Annotated in this window: 13 protein-coding genes and 1 pseudogene; 4 read left to right on the forward strand and 10 right to left on the reverse strand. The window is 45.4% G+C overall.

Going from position 1 to position 19,318, the window contains the following annotated elements:
- Positions 1-33 precede the first annotated feature (33 nt).
- The 9 genes and pseudogenes from QUB12_RS10935 to QUB12_RS10975 all read right to left on the reverse strand — a co-directional run bounded on the left by QUB12_RS10935 (position 34) and on the right by QUB12_RS10975 (position 10,654).
- Positions 34-1,146 (reverse strand): formylglycine-generating enzyme family protein, encoded by a 1,113-nt coding sequence (locus tag QUB12_RS10935; protein WP_333306720.1) that lies wholly within the window; start codon positions 1,144-1,146, stop codon positions 34-36.
- Between the two features lie 11 nt (positions 1,147-1,157).
- Positions 1,158-2,108, reverse strand: a complete 951-nt coding sequence (locus QUB12_RS10940) for a glycosyltransferase family 10 domain-containing protein (RefSeq protein ID WP_333306722.1) — start codon at positions 2,106-2,108, stop codon at positions 1,158-1,160.
- A 143-nt stretch (positions 2,109-2,251) separates the two neighbouring features.
- Complete coding sequence (locus QUB12_RS10945; RefSeq protein WP_333306724.1) at positions 2,252-3,493, reverse strand: glycosyltransferase family 4 protein; 1,242 nt, start codon at positions 3,491-3,493, stop codon at positions 2,252-2,254.
- Positions 3,494-3,612: 119 nt separating this feature from the next.
- Entirely contained in the window at positions 3,613-5,616 is a 2,004-nt protein-coding gene (locus QUB12_RS10950) for an ABC transporter ATP-binding protein (protein WP_333144827.1), read from the reverse strand.
- Positions 5,617-5,709: 93 nt separating this feature from the next.
- Positions 5,710-6,861, reverse strand: a complete 1,152-nt coding sequence (locus tag QUB12_RS10955) for a glycosyltransferase family 4 protein (protein ID WP_333144826.1) — start codon at positions 6,859-6,861, stop codon at positions 5,710-5,712.
- Between the two features lie 280 nt (positions 6,862-7,141).
- Positions 7,142-7,978: a hypothetical protein gene (locus QUB12_RS10960; protein WP_333144825.1), complete on the reverse strand. Its 837-nt coding sequence runs from the start codon at positions 7,976-7,978 to the stop codon at positions 7,142-7,144.
- A gap of 254 nt (positions 7,979-8,232) precedes the next feature.
- Positions 8,233-9,156 (reverse strand): alpha-1,2-fucosyltransferase, encoded by a 924-nt coding sequence (locus QUB12_RS10965; protein ID WP_333306727.1) that lies wholly within the window; start codon positions 9,154-9,156, stop codon positions 8,233-8,235.
- A 96-nt stretch (positions 9,157-9,252) separates the two neighbouring features.
- Positions 9,253-10,250: pseudogene (gene galE / locus QUB12_RS10970) on the reverse strand (UDP-glucose 4-epimerase GalE).
- Between the two features lie 200 nt (positions 10,251-10,450).
- Entirely contained in the window at positions 10,451-10,654 is a 204-nt protein-coding gene (locus QUB12_RS10975; RefSeq protein WP_333144783.1) for a hypothetical protein, read from the reverse strand.
- 290 nt (positions 10,655-10,944) lie between these two features.
- Between QUB12_RS10975 and gloB the strand changes: the two genes are divergently transcribed.
- Positions 10,945-11,718 carry a hydroxyacylglutathione hydrolase gene (gene gloB / locus QUB12_RS10980; protein ID WP_333306729.1) on the forward strand — a complete coding sequence of 258 codons (774 nt, stop codon included), beginning with the start codon at positions 10,945-10,947 and terminating at the stop codon, positions 11,716-11,718.
- Positions 11,719-11,720: 2 nt separating this feature from the next.
- Here the strand turns inward: gloB and QUB12_RS10985 are convergent, their stop codons facing one another.
- Positions 11,721-12,560, reverse strand: a complete 840-nt coding sequence (locus QUB12_RS10985; RefSeq protein WP_333144781.1) for a glycosyltransferase — start codon at positions 12,558-12,560, stop codon at positions 11,721-11,723.
- A 388-nt stretch (positions 12,561-12,948) separates the two neighbouring features.
- Between QUB12_RS10985 and QUB12_RS10990 the strand changes: the two genes are divergently transcribed.
- The 3 genes from QUB12_RS10990 to rplI all read left to right on the forward strand — a co-directional run bounded on the left by QUB12_RS10990 (position 12,949) and on the right by rplI (position 19,076).
- Positions 12,949-13,158: a hypothetical protein gene (locus QUB12_RS10990; protein WP_333306731.1), complete on the forward strand. Its 210-nt coding sequence runs from the start codon at positions 12,949-12,951 to the stop codon at positions 13,156-13,158.
- 21 nt (positions 13,159-13,179) lie between these two features.
- The gene (locus QUB12_RS10995) at positions 13,180-18,348 is read left to right on the forward strand and encodes a PAS domain-containing protein (RefSeq protein WP_333306733.1); all 5,169 of its coding nucleotides are present in this window, start codon (positions 13,180-13,182) and stop codon (positions 18,346-18,348) included.
- 269 nt (positions 18,349-18,617) lie between these two features.
- Positions 18,618-19,076 (forward strand): 50S ribosomal protein L9, encoded by a 459-nt coding sequence (gene rplI, locus QUB12_RS11000; protein WP_333144779.1) that lies wholly within the window; start codon positions 18,618-18,620, stop codon positions 19,074-19,076.
- Positions 19,077-19,318 lie beyond the last annotated feature (242 nt).

Below are 19,318 nucleotides of genomic sequence, written 5' to 3' on the forward strand. Positions count from 1 at the left end.
GTAAAATGGTAGAGGAGGGCGATCGGGGGGAGGCTAGGAAATAGGAATATCCAAAGAACAAGCTACACGAAAACCCCAGTATCTGTGACCCTCACCTGCCAAATACCAATAACGACTCATGCTACGGCAATAGGGAGCCTCATCTTCCCAGGAACCACCACGCAGAACTCGGTTATCATCTGTACCAGTTTCCCAAGAACTCCCGTCAGAAGGCGCGTCGATGTAGCTACTGTGCCGCCTATCACTGCACCATTCACAAACGTTCCCGTGCATATCGTAAAGTCCAAAAGCATTCGGAGGAAAACTCCCGACATTAGTTGTTTTTCGACGGTTAACTGGCGATTTTGGAACACGACAGAACTCATTTTGCTTGTAATTCGCTAGATTGAATGTAATAGTTTCCCCAAAATGAAATGGGGTTGTTGTGCCGGCTCGACAGGCGTATTCCCATTCTGCTTCACTCAGGAGGCGATACTTTTTCCCGGTTTTTTGCGATAGTTTGCTACAGAATTCGACGGCATCATTCCAGGATACTTGTTCTACAGGAAGTTTTTCACTTTTGAAATAGGAGGGTTGGTTTCCCATCACTGCTTGCCACTGTGCTTGGGTGATGGGATATTTGCCTGCATAAAAAGCCGGTACTGTGACTTCATGCTGCGGCCTTGCAAAATCATCTATAAGTTTCTCTGTTACTGGCGAACCCATTATAAATGTGCCACCTGAAATATAAACCATTTCCAGCATAACTCCGTTACCTAAGTCTTCTGGGAAGAAGCGAGCAGAGGACGTATTACGACTGTTTTCTGTTCCTTTAGGATCAACTGTGATGACATCAAACTCAAAGATAGGCAAATTGTTTAGTAAATGCAACTTTTCCTTTAAATCTTCTATCTTTTGCAGGAGGAAGTATGCAGCCAACTTCACCTTCATTGATTCATCTTGCAGTGTCCCAATTATTAAATCTAAACCTGCATCTCCATATTTGAGCGCTTCAGACAGTGCAGCAATTTTCACCTCGACAATCGGTGAAGCCAAACGACTCTTAACACCGGGAATCCCGCCTAAAACAGCCGCAGCGAATGGCACTTGAGATTCACCGCCCTTGACGGCATCGTATTCTCTGGGTTGATTTTGATTTTCTGTCATTGCGCTATTTCCTAAGATACAAACTTAGACAGCCAATTAAGCAGGTTCAATTCGTGGAGAATGATTTGTCTAGCTTCGGCAATTTTCTCCCTCGCTTCATGCCAATAATCCGGCGTAGCCACAACCTCTTTAATAAATTCTACTCCTTTCTCATCCAAACTCGGCAGCCGCAGAAAACTCCCCGCCGGCAACAACTTATCCGCCGCCGAACCGCCGTAATAAATTGGCAAACACCAAGCTAACAAAGCATCCCAAAGCTTCTCGCTGACATACCAATCGTTTTCGGCATAATTTTCAATAGCTAAGTTGTAATAGTATGGTGCGACAGCGTGCCATTTATTGTTTATAGTGCCATTCCCGCGCGCCCAAGTTGGCAAGTTTCGCCCGTAAAGGTCAAAATCCAATTCTTGCGATCGCAGCAATTTGATAAAATCTAATCTCTGGCGGTGATTGGCGCTGCGGCTAACACCTGAAGTAATCCAAGAACAGGATTTAGTTTTCGGCGGCGCAGGCATTTCATCTAGTTCTCGAAACGAGTTAGAGTGATACCAAATCGCGGGCATATAATCGGGTTTTGGTGCGAAATCGTCTGGCCCGGAAACGTAACCGCAATAAAGTTTGGCTTGTTCGTAGTTGGCTTTGGTAATTTCAATAACTTCTGGTAATGGTGGCTCGCGGATTAGGTAAATTATCCGTTCCTGGGGGACGCCGCGCAATTTTTCTCGAACGTCATTTTCGGGATTTTGGGGGCTGGGACGGCGAATTTTGTCGAGCCAGGATTGCTTTTTGGAAGGTTGGGGAAAGTCGAATTGATACATGAGTAAAAAGTCTGGTTCGGGGTGGTTGGCGAGCATTTGAATGTTGCCCCATTTGCCGAAGTTGTGGGGAGTTTGTTGCCACAGCCAGTCGCTTTGGTTCATGCCTGGGTATGTGGTGATTGTACCGATAATTTTTGGGTTCATATCTAATAATAAATCGGGTTTTTGCGTGTGGGCGGGGCGGGTTTATGAGATTGTTTACTTGAGGCGATTATGGTTGGTAAAAGCCGCCCCTACTGATAATAAATGTGGTTTTTGCGTTTGGCAGGGCGGGTTTATGAGATTGTTTATTTGAGGCGATGATTGTTGGTAAAACCCGCCCCTACTGAATTTTGAATTATCGGATATCGCACTTGCTCATCTACATAACCCATAATTTTCTGTATCCTATTTTCCCAGGAAAATTGCTTGACAAAATTCAATGTTTCTGCATAACCTTCGCTTTTCCTCGGATATTTGGTTAAACAATCTCGAATGCTTTTTGCAAATTCATACGGGTTATCCGGTTCGCACCAAGTTGCTGCTATATTTCCAGATTTAAATTCCATTAAAGATGCAATCTCCGTCGCTACAATCGGAGTTCCCGATGCCATGTAATCAAAGAATTTTAAAGGAGATGTGAACGTCGCGGCCTCTGTCAAACAGTGCGGGTGAGTCAAAACATCGGCTGCTTGCAGCAAGCTAGCCAGTTGATTTTGAGGCAGGTAGCCGAGAAATTTAATGTTGTTAACTTGCTTGGATTTGGCTAACTGCTGGTATGCTGTTACTTGGGATGAATCACCGCCCGCGATCGCAAATTGAACCAGTGGCAATTCCTTAGCCACATCCACCAACATATCAACACCTTTAAACGGGTAAAGTCCGCCTGCATAAACTGCTAAATGCTGTCTGTCATCTTCTAATAATTGCTGTCGCCAATTCTGGGCAGATTCTGTTTGTCGGGCGAGAAACAAATGGTTAAAACCGTTGTGCAGCATAATTACTTTTTCCGGTGGCATCCCATTCTTAATCATGCTGTCTCGGACAGTATCGGCAACAGTTACAGCAATTTGAAATAGAGGATTGCGAACGATTTCTGATTCAAATTGCTTGTTTTCATGGTGATGCTGTTCGTAGATAGCGGGAATTCCGTTTTTAACTGCTGCTTTGACAAAGTTCCAGTCGCGGGTGTGGACAATTTTAGTGGATTTAAGCAGGTGAATCGGTAAATAGTATTTGGATACTATTGTACTGGAACTCGTCCACTTGCTGTCCAAAAGGTCGATCGGCCACGGCATCGGTAAATCTGCTACTTTTAATTTATCTTGAATATTGTAAATTTTGGCAAGTTTGTCATCGGGTTTCCTGGGTTGAAAAGGAAAAAGCAAATCAACCGGATTCAAAGCACTCCAGCCTTTGCGGAGATATACCAAAACTGCTGGTAAACCGAGATTTGCTGCGGCATTTGCAGAGTGTGCAACTTGAACTAAGCTCGCTACATTGGGTTGCGGCAAGATATTTCGGGTAAAAAATACATAATATTTGGACATGGTAATTGGTAGTTAGTAATTGGTAATTAGTAATTGTTGACTGTGCAGACTGTTGACTGTTGACTGTTGACAACTGCCAACTGACAACTGCCAACTGCCAACTGCCAACTGCCAACTGACTACTTTTTAACAGCCTGACGCTTAATAGTATTTTCTATAAATTCTAAAGTAGTGAAAATATTAGCAGCCGAGTGAAATGATTCTCTGATTAACTCGTCTCTTTCTTCGGGAGAGTCTACCATTTCATCTACGAGCAATTTGAGGTAAGCTATCATGGGAGTCAGGCGAGTGCGAATTTCGTAAGAACCTCTAATTAGAGCTTCATCGCGAGCGGTTTCTTCGGCAAATTGCACTGAATACAAGCGAGTGTAGTACCCTCCTTTGGCTAGCAATTCTTCGTGGGAACCCATTTCTACTACTTGTCCGCGATCGATCACGGCGATTTTGTGGGCTTTTTGGACTGTGGAGAGGCGGTGGGCAATTACCAACGTTGTGCGATCGCAGCTCAATTTCTCGATCGCCGCTTGCACGTACCTTTCCGAAACCGTATCCAGCGAACTCGTTGCCTCATCTAAAATTAAGATTTCCGGATTTTGCAGCAGGGCTCTAGCAATTGAAATTCTCTGACGCTGCCCTCCCGATAAGATCACGCCCCGATCGCCAATTTGAGTATCCAACCCCTCCGGCAATAGTTGGATAAACTCGTAAGCATTCGCCCCCTTCGCCGCTTCCACAATTTCTTCCTCAGTCGCTTGGGGTTTAGCATAAGCAATATTTTCCCGCACTGAAGCATTAAATAAAAACGTATCTTGGCTAACAATACCCATCGCTTGCCTGAGACTTTTCAGCTCAAATTCGCGCAAATCCCTGCCATCTAGCGAGATATGACCTTCAGTAGGATCGTAAAATCTCGGCAGTAAATCTGCCAAAGTTGACTTGCCCGAACCCGAAGTTCCTACCAAAGCCAAAGTAGTACCGTGAGGTAGAAATAAATCAATTCCTTGCAAAACTAAATTTTTGTGGTTAGGATAACTAAAAGATATTTTATTAAAATGAATTCCCGATCGCAAATGAGTGTAAGGCACAGAACCGTTCAGCATAAATGGCTTGTCCTCGCAGCTCAAAAAATCATTAACCACCTCTACACTAGCCGACGTATTAGCAAATTGACTGCGCCCGCTATTCAACTGAGAAATTAAAGGAATTAACCTAAAAAGTACCAATAAGTAGGTTAATAAAATTGTCGAAATAGACTCTATCTCATTAGCAAATATTGTGCGACCTATAAATACAATCAAAATTACAACTATTAAATTAACAACTTCGTTAATTGGGGCGATCGCCGCATAATTTACCTGAGCCTGAAAATCCGCTTGTTCTCGCCTTTGAATTAAATGCTTGATCCGCTGATACTCCCTTTCCTCGTTCCCCGTTGACTTGACCAGCCGAATCCCAGTAATCGTTTCCAACACCCTAACCGAATAATCTTTCGACATTTCAGAAAGCAGGTAGCCAAAATACTTGGAACGGTTAATAATATATTGATTTGCCCAAGCAACTAAGGCCAGCAAAAGTGTAGCTGTCACCGTCAGTTTCCACGAGATAGAAAGTAGCAGACCCACAAACACCAAAACGGTGATTGACGTAGTAAACATTCCGATGGCCGTACCAACTGCACTAGCAGTCCGACCAATCTCTCCGCCCAATCTATTAATTAAATCCCCGACTTTAGTTTTCGAGTAAAAATCTAAATCTACTTCTAACAACAACCGCAAACCTGCTTCTCGCAAATCAAAAGTCAGAGAGCGCGTCAGAGAAGTAGCTACTAAAGTATTGATATAACTCGCAACATTTTTTAAGAAAATTGCCAGCACAACCGCCCCGGTCATCAACATTAAACGCTGATTTTCGGGCATTCCCTCAAAGGGATACATCAAAGTTTTAATTAGAGGTGGAGCACCACGCAGCTCGATAGCGTGCTCTAAAAAACTTAAAAGCACTGGTACAATCAGAGTAGTGCTGATACCGTTGAATAAAGCGCCAGAAAAGCCCAGCATCACAGTTAAGAGAATCCTGCCGGGATATCGTCTGGCAAATTTTAGGAGTAGCTTATTGGCAGACATGAAGCATTCCCAGCTAAACAGTACGGCATCTCAAAATATTCTTTAATAACAGCCAGCTTTTCTTCCTCCCGTGAGTTTTTTTTTAAATAACATTTACATACCTGCGATTATATCTGAAAGTATCGGTTTCATTGCTTCAATACTATATTCTTTTACACATTTTTCCCGAGCTTTCATTCCTTGTAAATTAGCCACTGTAAAATTTTGAAATATCCATTGAATTTTTTGTGAAATTTGAGCGGGAGAACTAGGATCGACTAAATAACCCGTTCCTCCTAAAATTTCTGGAATATCCCCCACTCGCGTAGACAAAACAGGCTTAGCCATTGCCATGCCATCTGTCAGCTTGAGCGGAAACTGAGCCACGGCTGTGAGAGTTTCTCGCTGAGGAACAACGACAACATGAGCCGCCGCTACAACCGACGGCATCATCTCCACTGGAAACCTTGGCAGTTTAATAATCCAACGCCCCCATTGTTTCACAAGTTTATCATCATAATCATCATAAGGACTCCCGCCGACGATCGCTAATTTTAAATCGGGTTCATTTAACTGTTCGAGGGCCATCAAAACATCCTCAACACCTTTGTGAGGTCGCGGCGCACCGGGGAACATTAAGATTCTATACCCGGACAAGCCGTAACGCTGTCTGCTCAATTCAGGATTGTATTTAGCAGGGTCGAACATTGCAGTATCCTTACCATTAGGCAAATATACACCACCAAAACGCTGTTTTAAAAACTCAGTATCAACGGTGACTGCATCCGCACGGTGAATGAGACTTTCCATCCACTTGAGATAGAGGGGATTATCGGGTTCTCTCAATTGACCATTGTGTTTAAAAATATCTCGATAAAGTTGTTTGAAAGAGGGACGGTATTGCCATTCATCTCCCCCGTACCAGCTCAGTTCCCAGTCGTCTATATCTAAAATTATAAAGTGGCGACTCGCCAGTTTTTTTAGCAGCGATAACCCAAAGCTTGTCGGTTTAGGTTTGACTGCATAAATAATATCCCCATCTATTTTTTTCCAAAGTTTTTGAGCATCCATCAAAAACCCCGGATAATTTTGAGCTGGTATCGCACATACGGGGATGTCTCTGGGAGGAATAGCATACAAGTCCTTGCCAAACTGAAATCCCACTACTTCTACATCACATTTAAGCTCTATCAAGACTTGAGCTAATAAAAAAGCACGAATTGCACCTCCTCCTGACAAATCGCTCACTACTAATGAAACTTTCACTGAGTATTTTGTTTAAAACATTTGTTTAATTTTCCTGCTTAACCGAGCTTTTGTCAAGGCGATAGGGACTCACGCACTCCCGACCAAAGCAACCGGGTTTTTAACCAGGGGAAAGGACAGCAACGCGTCTTTTGGTAAAAATCAACCAGTGATGCACCCAGGACTGTTATTCAAGCCAGCAATAATTCTTATAGGTAAATTTTCGGATATGTTGAGGCTAATTTTTTTTATGGTGGGCTGAATTTTGTTGCTTTTGATGCAGTTGGCCAACAAACTTTAATTATTTTAAACGCCAGGGATTGTTAAGTTGATTTGGTAAAAATATTTGAGCCGTGCGATCGACTATTCTAGTAAAGAGCGATCGCGTCACGTTCTTCGCGTATTGAGGGCGGTAAGGATAAGTGCAGTGCATTACTTTAATCGGTTTGTCGATCGTATAAACATCTTTCCACTTATCTAAGTAGTTGTAAACCGGGGACAAAGTTGTCATTTTCGGTTTCACCGATTCCACAGCAGCCGCAAAAGCGCCCTGGTCTTTTAACAGTAGCACATTTTGATGCGCCACTACCATCTCGAAATATTTCTTAAAGTTTGTAAACAATTCCTGAGTTTTACTGCTTTTCGTAAAAGCGATAAATCCGCCATTGTATTGAATGCTATTTTCATTTAGCGGCAACCCGACCGACTGCAAAGTTGACAGAATATCCTGCTTGACTCTTAATAAATTTGCCGCTTTAGCAATCGCAGGCTGCACATCTTCCGTCACCAACAAATCCACCCCATCAAGAAAATCAAACACCTCATCTATTGGCGACAGCAAACAAATATCACAATCCATATAAATAGTTTTCTCAAACAGAGATTCCCCGTACAAAGCCAGCTTAGCTAGCCGCGACGCTAAAACAGGATTTTCATTAGAGGGCGCAGGTTTCAATATGACATTTCCGAACACGTGAAGTAAAGGATATAAAATTAGAGGAACTCTATCTATTAAAATAATAATGGGTTCCCGGTGAAACTTCCTGACAGACGCCAGAAAATGAACGCAATCCTGGAAAGAGTAAAGACCAGTTAAAATAGTGATAAATCCCTTGACTGCTAATTTATTTGAATTCATTAATTTACTTATTGATTTACTTATATAGCAATCCTAAATCATTTGTAAAAATATGTAGGGGTAGTGCTACCCCTACTCCCCGTGCCTACCCCAGTCAAGGCGGGGCAACCGGGCGTGGGTTTTGCCCCTACAAGAATTACACGAATCATTTAGGATTGCTATAGCGGTTCTCAAGCGTGGTGAGGTATGCCCACGGAGGCCTATGCCCCATGCACGTCGGGTACCTCATGTTACTGAGAAATGCTATATTTCCCTCAGTGTGTCCACTCCCAAAAGCTCTCACTCCAGTCATCTCGACCGTGAAAAATTCCTTGCCATTCATAAAAATGTACAAAATCTTTCAGGTTAATTGTTTTATTGACATCGCGGATCATATAAAGAGGTTTATCTCCATAAAAAGAAGCCCACATAGTATAACTGCTAGGCGGCCCGACAACATAGTCGCACTCAGCCAAAGCATACATATCTTCAATTAAATGACCGCTGCCAAATCCACAGTTAAAATCGTCAAAAAAACTCGGATTTTGCGAAACATTAGAACAAATCAAAAAGTTTATTTTTTTGCCTTCAAATAGCCTCATCACATAATTCATGACTTCTAAATATTGCTCACTTGTGTAAAAGTATCTACCCTTTTGATGCTGAACATAATCCCCTTGGCGGATGTGAATTCCGACTAGGATATCAGAGTTATTTTTTAAAGTCAATATCAAACGATCTACATTGATTCTATATCGCTCTAATGGTGCAAAGTATGCTCTAATCGGGTCGGCGTACTTGTGTAAATAGGGGATATCTTCTACAAACCAGCCATCTCGAAATAGCCAGCCTTGAAAAAAAACAATTGAACCCTGCTTGATTTGTTCGATCTCCTGATATTTGAGCCAACTAAAAGGTTGTTTTCGGGTTATTTCTTGCGTTTTTAATATTTTTTGTTTGCTTAAATACTTAATAAAATTATAATATTTCCTTCTGACAAACTTGTTACCTGCTGCGGTAAAATATGGAGGAGGATAACAACACAAAAAATCCCCTGCGGTTCCCACAAAGAATTCTGCATATTCGTCAAAAGCAGGATTGAGAACAGTCAAATTATGCTCGATCGCCCAAGCGATGAAATTAGCAAAAAGCAGCAGTCGGTTGCCCAGTTGTCCCGATTTAGCAGATATTATTAGCATATTGTATTTTTGGGGCGGGCGGGACGCCCAACCCTACTCCCCACAAGAATTCAATCAAACTTTGCTGTAATGGTAAGGTGCGCTGCACCTTACAGACTAAGAGTTGTGGCGTTTTTGGTGCCACTGCCAAGCATGGGAGATAATGTTCTTAATGTCGGGATATTCAGGAGACCAGCCCAAGGTTTTGATGGCTTTCTCGCTGCTGCCAACCAAAGCAGGTGGGTCTCCCGGACGCCGCACGAAACCGCCTTAATCTCTTTTCCCGTCACTTGACGAGCCGTTTCTATCACCTCTTTCACCGAAAACGCGCCGCCATTGCCCAAATTAAAGAAATCAGATTTGCCACCATTTAGCAAATATACTAATCCTAAAATGTGACCAGATGCCAAATCGTTAACGTGAATGTAATCCCGAATGCAAGTACCGTCAGGAGTCTCGTAATCCGTGCCAAAAATCGCGATCGAATCTCGTTTACCCAAAGCCGCGAACAACACCAGTGGGATCAAGTGAGTTTCTGGATTGTGATCCTCTCCTAACAACCCGTTAGGGTCAGCCCCAGCCGCGTTAAAATAGCGGAAACAAACAGACTTGAAATCATACGCAGCGTCAAAATCCGACAAAATCCTTTCTACCATTAACTTAGTAGCACCGTAGGGATTGATCGGATTTTGCGGGTGGTCTTCTGTGAGCGGAATTTTCTGCGGTACACCGTAAGTCGCGCAAGTAGAAGAAAACACCAATTTCTTCACGTCAGCAGCGATCATTGCTTCCAAAAGCGTAATAGTGCCGATGACATTGTTGCGATAATATTTAGCTGGGTCGGTAACAGATTCGCCCACGTAAGCGTAAGCAGAAAAGTGCATTACCGCATCAATCTTGTGCGTAGCAAACAAGTTGTCTAGAAGAGTGCGATCGTTCGTATCGCCAACTACCAACTCGACCTGCAAAGCCCGATCTACTATATCTCTGTGACCGTAAACTAAATTATCCAAAATCACCACACCGTAACCGGCGTTTTTCAGCGCTAATACCGCGTGAGAGCCAATATATCCAGCTCCGCCCGTCACCAAAATAGTTTGTTTTTCTGAACTCATTTTCTTCTGCCTGTTTTTGTAGCTGGGATTGCCAAGAGCCTTGTTACTTTGAGACTTCCACATCAGACGCTTTCACACTCCGCGTGAGCCGGAGAATTAAAGCGAAATATATAGGCTTTGCTGTGCCCGACGGGACGATCGCACTCCTAAAGAACGCTTTTTACACTCCAGATAGATGCTGACTGTGCAAGTCTTTCTGTTCACTCGATAAACTTGAGGCGACCAATTTGGATATAATCAAATATCCGATTAATCTGATGTCGATCCTCTTCTGAAATTTTATCATCTGACAGGATAGCCGAAGTCAAAACTAAGTGTTCCCTGCGACTGATCTTGCCAGACGCTACAATCCGATCGACTTTTTGAGAAATTGTTAAGTTCGATTTGTTGTGAGAGGTTCGCATTTATTCGATCGCTTTTATGCCAAAATAGTTAAAGCCGATTGCAGTTCATGACCCAAAAATGGTGCGTACCCGACCGCAAATCAATTTGCTCAACAGCAGAAATAACGTATCAGAAACGTATCAGAAACGTATCAGAAACGTATCAGAAACGTATCAGAAACGTATCAGAAACGTATCAGAGTTTTACTTCCCAAGATAGATATGCGGACTTAATAAATCTGCAATCAGCCTTCGGATAGCGTTCAGACTAACTTAATTATATAATATTTTTCCGAGAGAGGCACTTTTCTATGCAGGTTTATCGGCTTCCGGTACTGTCCGACAATTACATTTTCTTGCTGCACGACCCCGATCGCCACACAGCAGCAGTCGTCGATCCAGCGCAAGCAGAGCCGGTCTTGCAGCAACTGATCTCGCTCGGAGCCGAATTAACAGCAATTTTCAATACGCACCACCACAGCGACCACGTAGGCGGCAACCAGCAACTGATCGATCGCTTTCCCCAAATTAAAGTTTACGCTGGCGCAGAAGACCGAGGCAGAATACCCGGACAGCAAGTGTTTTTACAAGCGGGCGATCGAGTTTCTTTCGCCAACAGAACCGCCGAAGTCTTCTTCCTACCCGGCCACACAAAAGCTCACATCGCCTACTATTTCCCCCCCAACAACCCCAGCGAAACCGGCGAATTGTTCTGCGGCGACACCTTATTTGCTGGAGGCTGCGGCAGGCTCAAAGAAGGCACTCCCGCCCAAATGTTAGCCTCTCTGCGGCAACTGCGAAACTTGCCTGATAGTACGAGAGTCTGGTGCGCCCACGAATACACGCTGAACAACCTGCAATTTGCCTTGAGTGTGGATGGCGACAATCCCGATTTACAGCAGCGCTTCGCCGAAGTCAAGGAAGCGCGCAGTCGATCGCAACCTACAATACCATCATCGATCGGGCTCGAAAAAAGCACAAACCCATTTTTGCGCTGGGATTTTCCCAACATCCAATCAGCCACCAACACCCGCGATCCAGTGCAAACCTTCGCTCGATTGCGCGGCATGAAAGACCAATTTTGAACTTAACGTTTTTGTTGTTTCAGGTAACTCTTAAACTTGAGTATCGGTTCGCTCAACCATCGGTCAAGTCTTTTGTATTTTAGGTGAAAGCTCGACAGCCCCTTAAACTTATTTGGGATTTTTTCCAGTTCATCCTTAAACGGTGTCTGAGACAACATATCGAGCCATAATTGATTGGGGGCGGAGCTTTCCCACGGTTTCGGTCTTGACATAAAGTGCATCACTTTACTTGACATATCATCAGTCTTGTGGTTGTTCCATATTTGGTCTAATTGCTTCCACCTTCCCACTAAAACTGAATTTAATGCACCTTGATCGCGATCGCCCCAAACGTGGGTTCTAGCATTTTGGAGCAACTTTTCCGACAGTTGCTCTTCCTCCCAAAGCTTCATGTTGTAAACTAAAACACCACTATTGAAATAAGGGTTTCGAGCTTGATAATTGTTGGGATTTCCCCAGAAGTTGGCGGCGGCTGCTATCGGCATAGTTTGAAAATCTAGGTTCCACAGCGACTTTAAGCTGTCCAGAACGATCGTATCGCTGTCGAGCCAAATCAGCCTTTCTGTTTCTTTGGTATATTTTCGCGGCTCCAATTTAACGTAAGGAAGTTTAGAACCTGATACCGAAAGAAGTTGGTCGTAATTAGATTGCAATTCTTGCCATTCAATCGGGTATTTGCAGCAATTCTGTAACTGTTCCTTTTGCGGTGAATATATCCTGGTAGATACAACGGTAATTTTGACCTCCTCCTCCCCAGATTGGCTAACATTCAGATCTACAGACTTGAGAAGTGCTGCTAACCCCAGAATATAGGTGCGATCGGCGGCTGTGAATATGTGCATAGGATTAAGTTTGTGAGATGAACGGCAAACGTGACACAAACGTTGGGACTGGAGGAAGCAGGCGACCCTGTATTGAGGTAAATGCGATCGCCCGTTTACCGTTGAGACGAACAAAATCTTGCCTAAATTTCCGGTTAGATTTACACAAAGAAACGGGGTTTCTAAGTAGGTAGGCGCAAATAAAGTTTACAATGTAACAGAATGTAAGGCGGGCGTAACAAGAGCGATTGCTTCGTTTCACTCGCTGCGAGAGAGGGGTTATGTATTTTCAAGCTTCATCTACTTATTTACCTGTGTGCAAGTGCCATCTGTGCGCGCCCGAAAACAAGCAACAGCCATTGGTAATATGCAGCAACGCGATAAATAATGAGAGGGACTAACCTGGCATTTGAAACAGCCAGAAAATTCCCCGTCGCCTGTGCTGAATCCCGCAACTGGTTCAGACGTGGGACTCTACGATAAAATAAATTGTCTAGATATCGATATTACCGCAGAACGATCGACATCCATCTTAGGTTTGAAGTGTCACCCTGCTCAAATCAAAAGTTCCTCTGGTTATTTCCCTATTATTGACCGCCATGTGCTTTGCCCAAAGTAAAATGAGCGTTGTTAGAAACCGATGCAAAACCCCCCCAATACTGAACCCCAAGCAAAAATCGACCCCTCTGTTTCAACGGATTCTAACAAAGCGTTCTACCCAGCCGCGCCTTTGCCAACTGATGTAGGGATGGTTCTGCAATTGGCAGATGGTAGCATTCAGGGCTGCAATTCTCACGCCCAGGAGCTATTGGGGATGACAGCAGAACAGATGCAGGGCTGGACTTCAATCAACAGTCGCTGGCACACTCTGCGTGAAGATGGCTCGGATTTTCCCGGCGAGACACATCCGGCGATGGTGGCGCTGCAAACCGGGCAACCATGCTCAAATGTCATCATGGGCTTTGATCGGCCACAGGGAGAATTGATTTGGTTGAGGCTCAATTCTCAACCTTTATTTCAGGGAGATCGATCGACTCCCTATGCGGTAGTAACCACCTTCACTCCTATCGCTCAACAAAAGCCTGAACCAGTCTGTAACGCGCCCGCGCCCCAACTGTCAGACACCCTCGAAAGTATTTCGGACGGGTTTTTTACTTTGGATCGAGATTGGCGATTTACCTACCTCAATTCGCAAGCAGCGCGGTGGCTAAATCGACCCTCGCAAGATTTGATTGGCAACAACATTTGGGAAGAGTTTCCCGAATCAGCGGGCAGTTTGTTTGAGATCGCATCTTGCACCATTCTCAAGAACGGGCAAGATGCCCGTTCCACAAAAGATGAATTTTCTTCTTGTGGAACAGGCATCTTGCCTGTTCGGGAACAAATTACGGTTAGTTTTGAATCTTTTTATCCGCCACTCAATGCTTGGTATGCGGTACGAGCCTATCCCATCCCATCGGGACTTGCCGTTTATTTTCAAGATGTCACCGAGCAGAAAGCGGATCGGGCTGATTCAATTAAACAAGCACAAACTGTGCAGCAGCAAGTAGCAGAAATAGAGGCGATTTATGCTAGTGCGCCGATCGGACTTTGCTTTATAGATACCGAGTTGCGGTTTGTCCGCATCAACGATCGGCTAGCAGAAATTAACGGAGTTCCAGCCGCCGCCCACATCGGCAAAACATTGCGCGAAATCTTGCCAGAACAAGCAGATGAGTTAGAGCCGCTTTACCGACAAGTTATTGAAACTAAAGTTCCTCTCAAACAGCTCGAAGTTCGCGGGACGAACTCAGCACAGCCGGGAGTCGATCGCGATTGGCTGTTGAGTCTCTATCCGCTGAAGGCCGAGGACGATCGCGTCTTGGGCGTGAATGTGACGGTGCTAGAAATTACCGAACGCAAAGCTACCAAAAAAGAAATTCAACGGCTCAACCAAGAACTAGAGCGACGAGTCAATGAACTCGAATCGATACTTGATGCTGTACCCGTCGGTATTACGATCGCCCACGACCCCCAGTGTAAAGTAATTCGCGCTAACCGATTTGCCCAGGCGATGTTGAAAGTGCCACCCGATACCAATGTTTCTGGAACCGGAGAGCAAGCTGCAGCCCTTCCCTTTAGACGACTCCGCAACGGAGAAGAAATTCCGGGAGAACAACTGCCCATGCAACTGGCCGTGGCTTCCGGCGTTCAAGTGCGAGATGTGGAAATTCAAATGGTGCGCGAGGACGGGGTAGCCTTTGATTGGTTGGTGAATGCGGTGCCGTTATTTGACGAACAGGGCGCAGTTCGTGGCTGTGTGGCGGCCTTTATGGATATTAGCGATCGCAAACAAGCTCTTGCTGCTTTGGGTCGTTCCGAGGAAGGCTATCGCACTTTGTTTGAGTCCCTAGACGAAGGTTTTTGCGTCATCGAAATGCTGTTTGACGAAAACGAAAAGCCGATCGATTACCGCTTTTTGGAAGTCAATCCTGCCTTTGTCAAACAAACCGGACTCGAACAAGCTACAGGTAAAACGATGCGACAGCTCCTTCCAAATCACGAAAATTATTGGTTTGAGATGTACGGCAAAGTCGCGCTCACGGGGGAACCCTTGCGCTTTGAACACGGCTCGGAAGCCATGAACCGCTGGTTTGAGGTTTCGGCGTTCCGCACTCCTGAGCCGCAGAGCCGAAAAGTTGCCATACTTTTCAAAGACATCAGCGATCGCAAACAGTCGGAAAATCTCTTGCGGCAACAGGAAGAGCAACTGCGGCTGTTCGTAAAACATTCGCCTGCGGGGGTGGCGATGTTTGACCGCCAGATGCGGTATATGCTGGTGAGCGACCGCTGGCTGGCAAGTTACGGGCTCGGCGATCAAAACATTGTGGGTCGATCGCACTACGAGATATTTCCCAATTTGCCCGATCGTTTCAAACAAATCCACCAGCGCTGTCTGGCGGGATCAGTCGAAATCTGCCAAGAAGATCAGTTTCCCCGCCCTGATGGCTTGATCGACTGGGTGCGCTGGGAAATTCACCCTTGGCGAACCAACACCAATGAGATTGGCGGCATCATGATTTTTTGCGAAATAATCACCGAGCGCAAAAACGCTGAACTCGCGCTGCAAACTGCCAACCAACAAGTCAGCAATATTATAGAAAGTATTACCGATGCCTTTATGGCGATCGATTCGCAATGGCGCTATACCTACGTTAATGCCACAGCAGAAAAACTGCTTTCTCGTTCGAGAAACGAGTTGCTAGGTCGATCGATCTGGGAGCTATTCCCCGCCGATAAAGAATCGAATTCGATGGTATATCAAGAATTTCATCGAGTCGTTAACGAGCAAGTTCCTGTCAAGTTTGAAGAATTTTCGCCGTCGCTCCAGATGTATATAGAAGTGAGCGCCTACCCAGCGGCCGCAGGACTTACGGCTTATTGGATCGATATTAGCGATCGCAAACGCACTGAAGAAGAACTGCGGCAAAAGAATGCGATTTTGAACGTGATTAACGAGTCAGCACCCACGCCAATTTTTGTCAAAGATCGAGAAGGACGGATTATTTATGCCAATCCAGCTACGCTGGACGTACTGGGAAAACCTGCTGCTGAAGTAATTGGCCGGCGCGATCGCGATTTATACCCAATAGCAGAACTTGGAGTCATAGTCTCGGAAAACGATCGGCGCATTATGGAATCCGGCAAAACAGAAGTCGTCGAAGAATCTCCCGATGGCATTCGGACATTCGTGGCAATGAAAGCTCCCTACTGCAATCAGGCGGGAGAAGTCATCGGCCTGATTGGCATCTCCAGCGACATCACAAATCGCAAACGAGCAGAAGTCGCCATGCAAGAACAAACTAAGTTACTGCAAGTAATCATTGACAGCATTGGTGATGGTTTGATTTTGGCCAACCAACAAGGGGAGTTTGTGCTGTTTAACCGAGCCGCCGTGGCGATATTCGGTCAGCTATCGAATGAAAAATCCTGGGAGGAATGGTCGAGCACCTACGGGCTATTTTTGCCAGACCAAAAAACCCTCTTCCCCAACGCTGAGCTACCTCTAGCCAGAGCCATCAAAGGTGAATATGTCAATGATGTAGAAGTATTTGTCCGCCGCGAAGATGCCGAAAATCGCTGGATCAGTATCAGCGGTTATCCGGTAGTTGATATTAGCAGCGAAATCAAAGGCGGAGTGATTGTCTGTCGGGATATCACAGAACGCAAACAAGCTTTATCAGCGCTGCAAGAAAGCGAAGAACGATTCCGCAATATGGCTAACAACGCTCCATTTATGGTATGGGTAACAGACTCCACAGGCTATTGCACTTTCTTGAGCGAAAGCTGGTATGACTTCACAGGTCAAACTGAGGAAACAGGTTTGGGATTGGGTTGGGTAAACGCGGCGCATCCAGAAGACCGAGAACAGGCCAAAAATGTGTTCTTGACCGCCAACGAACGCCAGGAATCTTTCCGCGTGGAATATCGCCTCCGGCGCCAGGATGGCAGATATTCTTGGGTGATTGATGCGGCTGCTCCCAGATTTTCCGAAAGGGGACAATTTGAGGGTTATATCGGCTCTGTTATCGACATTACAGAGCGCAAACAAGTGGAAACTGAGCGCGATATGGTTCTGCAATTAGAACAAACTGCCCGCGCGGAAGCTGAGCGAGCTAACCGCATTAAAGACGAGTTTCTGGCGGTGCTTTCTCATGAGTTGCGATCGCCCCTGAATCCGATTTTAGGCTGGTCCCAACTGCTCGTCGGCGGCAAGCTGAACGCGAGTAAAAGTGCCAAAGCCTTTGAGACTATTGAGCGCAACGCCAGACTGCAATCTCAATTAATCGAAGACTTGCTTGACGTGTCTCGGATTCTGCAAGGAAAACTCAGATTGAATGTGACTCCGGTGAATCTGGCAACCATTATTCCGTCTGCTGTGGAAACCGTGCAATTAGCAGCCGAAGCTAAAAAAATTCAAATCCAAACAATCTTAAATCCCGATGTCGGGCAAGTTCTCGGCGATACAAGTCGCTTGCAACAAATTGTGTGGAATTTGTTATCAAATGCGGTGAAATTCACGCCCGAAGGCGGTAGAGTGGAAGTTCGATTAGGGCAAATCGCACGCCAAGCTCAAATTCAAGTCACGGACACGGGTAAAGGTATTCTTCCCGATTTCTTGCCTTATGTTTTTGACCATTTCCGACAAGAAGATGGCGCTACAACGCGCAAATTTGGCGGCTTGGGACTGGGATTGGCGATCGTTCGCCAACTGATCGAACTTCACGGCGGAACGGTGTTTGTAGAAAGCGCAGGAGTTGGTCAAGGAGCCAAGTTTACGGTGAGATTACCGCTATTAAATGATGATTCTAGAAGGCAGGAGGATGAAGCCCTCAATTGGTCAGCTTGTCCCGATCTCTCATCCTTGCCGCTAGCTGGATTGAGAATTTTGGTGGTAGATGATGAACTCGACTCGCGAGATTTTGTGGCTTTCGTGCTTGAGGAAGCGGGTGCAGAGGTGATTTCCCTCTCATCTGCTGCTGAGGCGCTAGAGTCGATCGAACAAACTGCACCGGATTTGCTCGTCAGCGACATCGGAATGCCCGAAATGGACGGGTATATGTTGATAAATCGCATCCGCACTCAGCTTGCGCCTGAGTATCGGCAGTTGTTGGCGATCGCCTTAACGGCCTATGCTGGAGAAGCGAACGAGCGGCAAATTTTGCAAGCCGGATTTGACCAACACTTAGCCAAGCCGATCAATTCGACCCAGTTAGTTGCTACTGTAGCGCGATCGATCGCCCGTGAGCGCCTTGAAAATAAAGCCTGAGCGATCGGTAAGAGATTGCACTGTAGTTGATTTAGCTCATTACAGCACCCGCGTTTTGCGTAATTTCAAACTGAATTTGCCCCTTAAAAATATTATCCCTGTTTCTTCCCTCGAACGTCGAATCTCGAACCTCGAATCTCAACATCCATCCATTAAATCCGTTAAATCCGTTACATCCGCTACATAATCCGTTGCCGAACTCCCTTGCGATCGCCCCTCAAACTTCGCTATTATAAAAAGTTGCAGTTAAAACCCCACAACCCACGATCATGGCCAAGCGCGTTCAATTAGTTTTAAATAAAGATGTCAGCAAACTCGGCAAAGCTGGCGACGTAGTAGAAGTAGCCCCAGGCTACGCCCGCAACTATCTAGTACCCCAAAACCTGGGATTTAAAGCCACTCCGGGCATTCTCAAGCAAGCAGAGCGCCGCCGTGAAGAAGAAAGACTGCGCCAGCTAGAGCTCAAGCAGCAAGCTGAAGTCCGCAAAACCGCCCTCCAATCGGCTGGGCCTTTCATCATCTCCAAGCAAGTTGGCGAAGCAGACGCGATTTTTGGTACTGTCACCAACCAAGAAGTAGCAGAACTGATTTTCAACTCTACCAGTCAAGAAGTCGATCGGCGCGGCATCACTCTGCCCGAAATTCGCCAAACTGGTACATACAAAGCTGAAATCAAACTACACGCAGAAGTTACTGCCGAAGTTGATATTCAAGTTGTTCCGATGTAATTAAGAGTCATCAGTCATCAGTCATTAGCCATTAGTTGTTAGTCATTAGCTAACAACTAAGCACTGCTAAGTAAGGACTCAATAACGCTAACTTGCAGATTGAGAACCGGAGCATCTCTCCAGAGAGTAAGAAGCATTTTTTCAGGAGTGCGAGATCGAGAGAGCGTGAGTCTGGTATAAACGCGAGCTCGCGACAGAGCGCACTCCTACAACCTTACACTGATAATAACTAATGACACCGC

Source organism: Microcoleus sp. B7-D4, assembly GCF_036705125.1.
Classification (GTDB): domain Bacteria; phylum Cyanobacteriota; class Cyanobacteriia; order Cyanobacteriales; family Microcoleaceae; genus Microcoleus.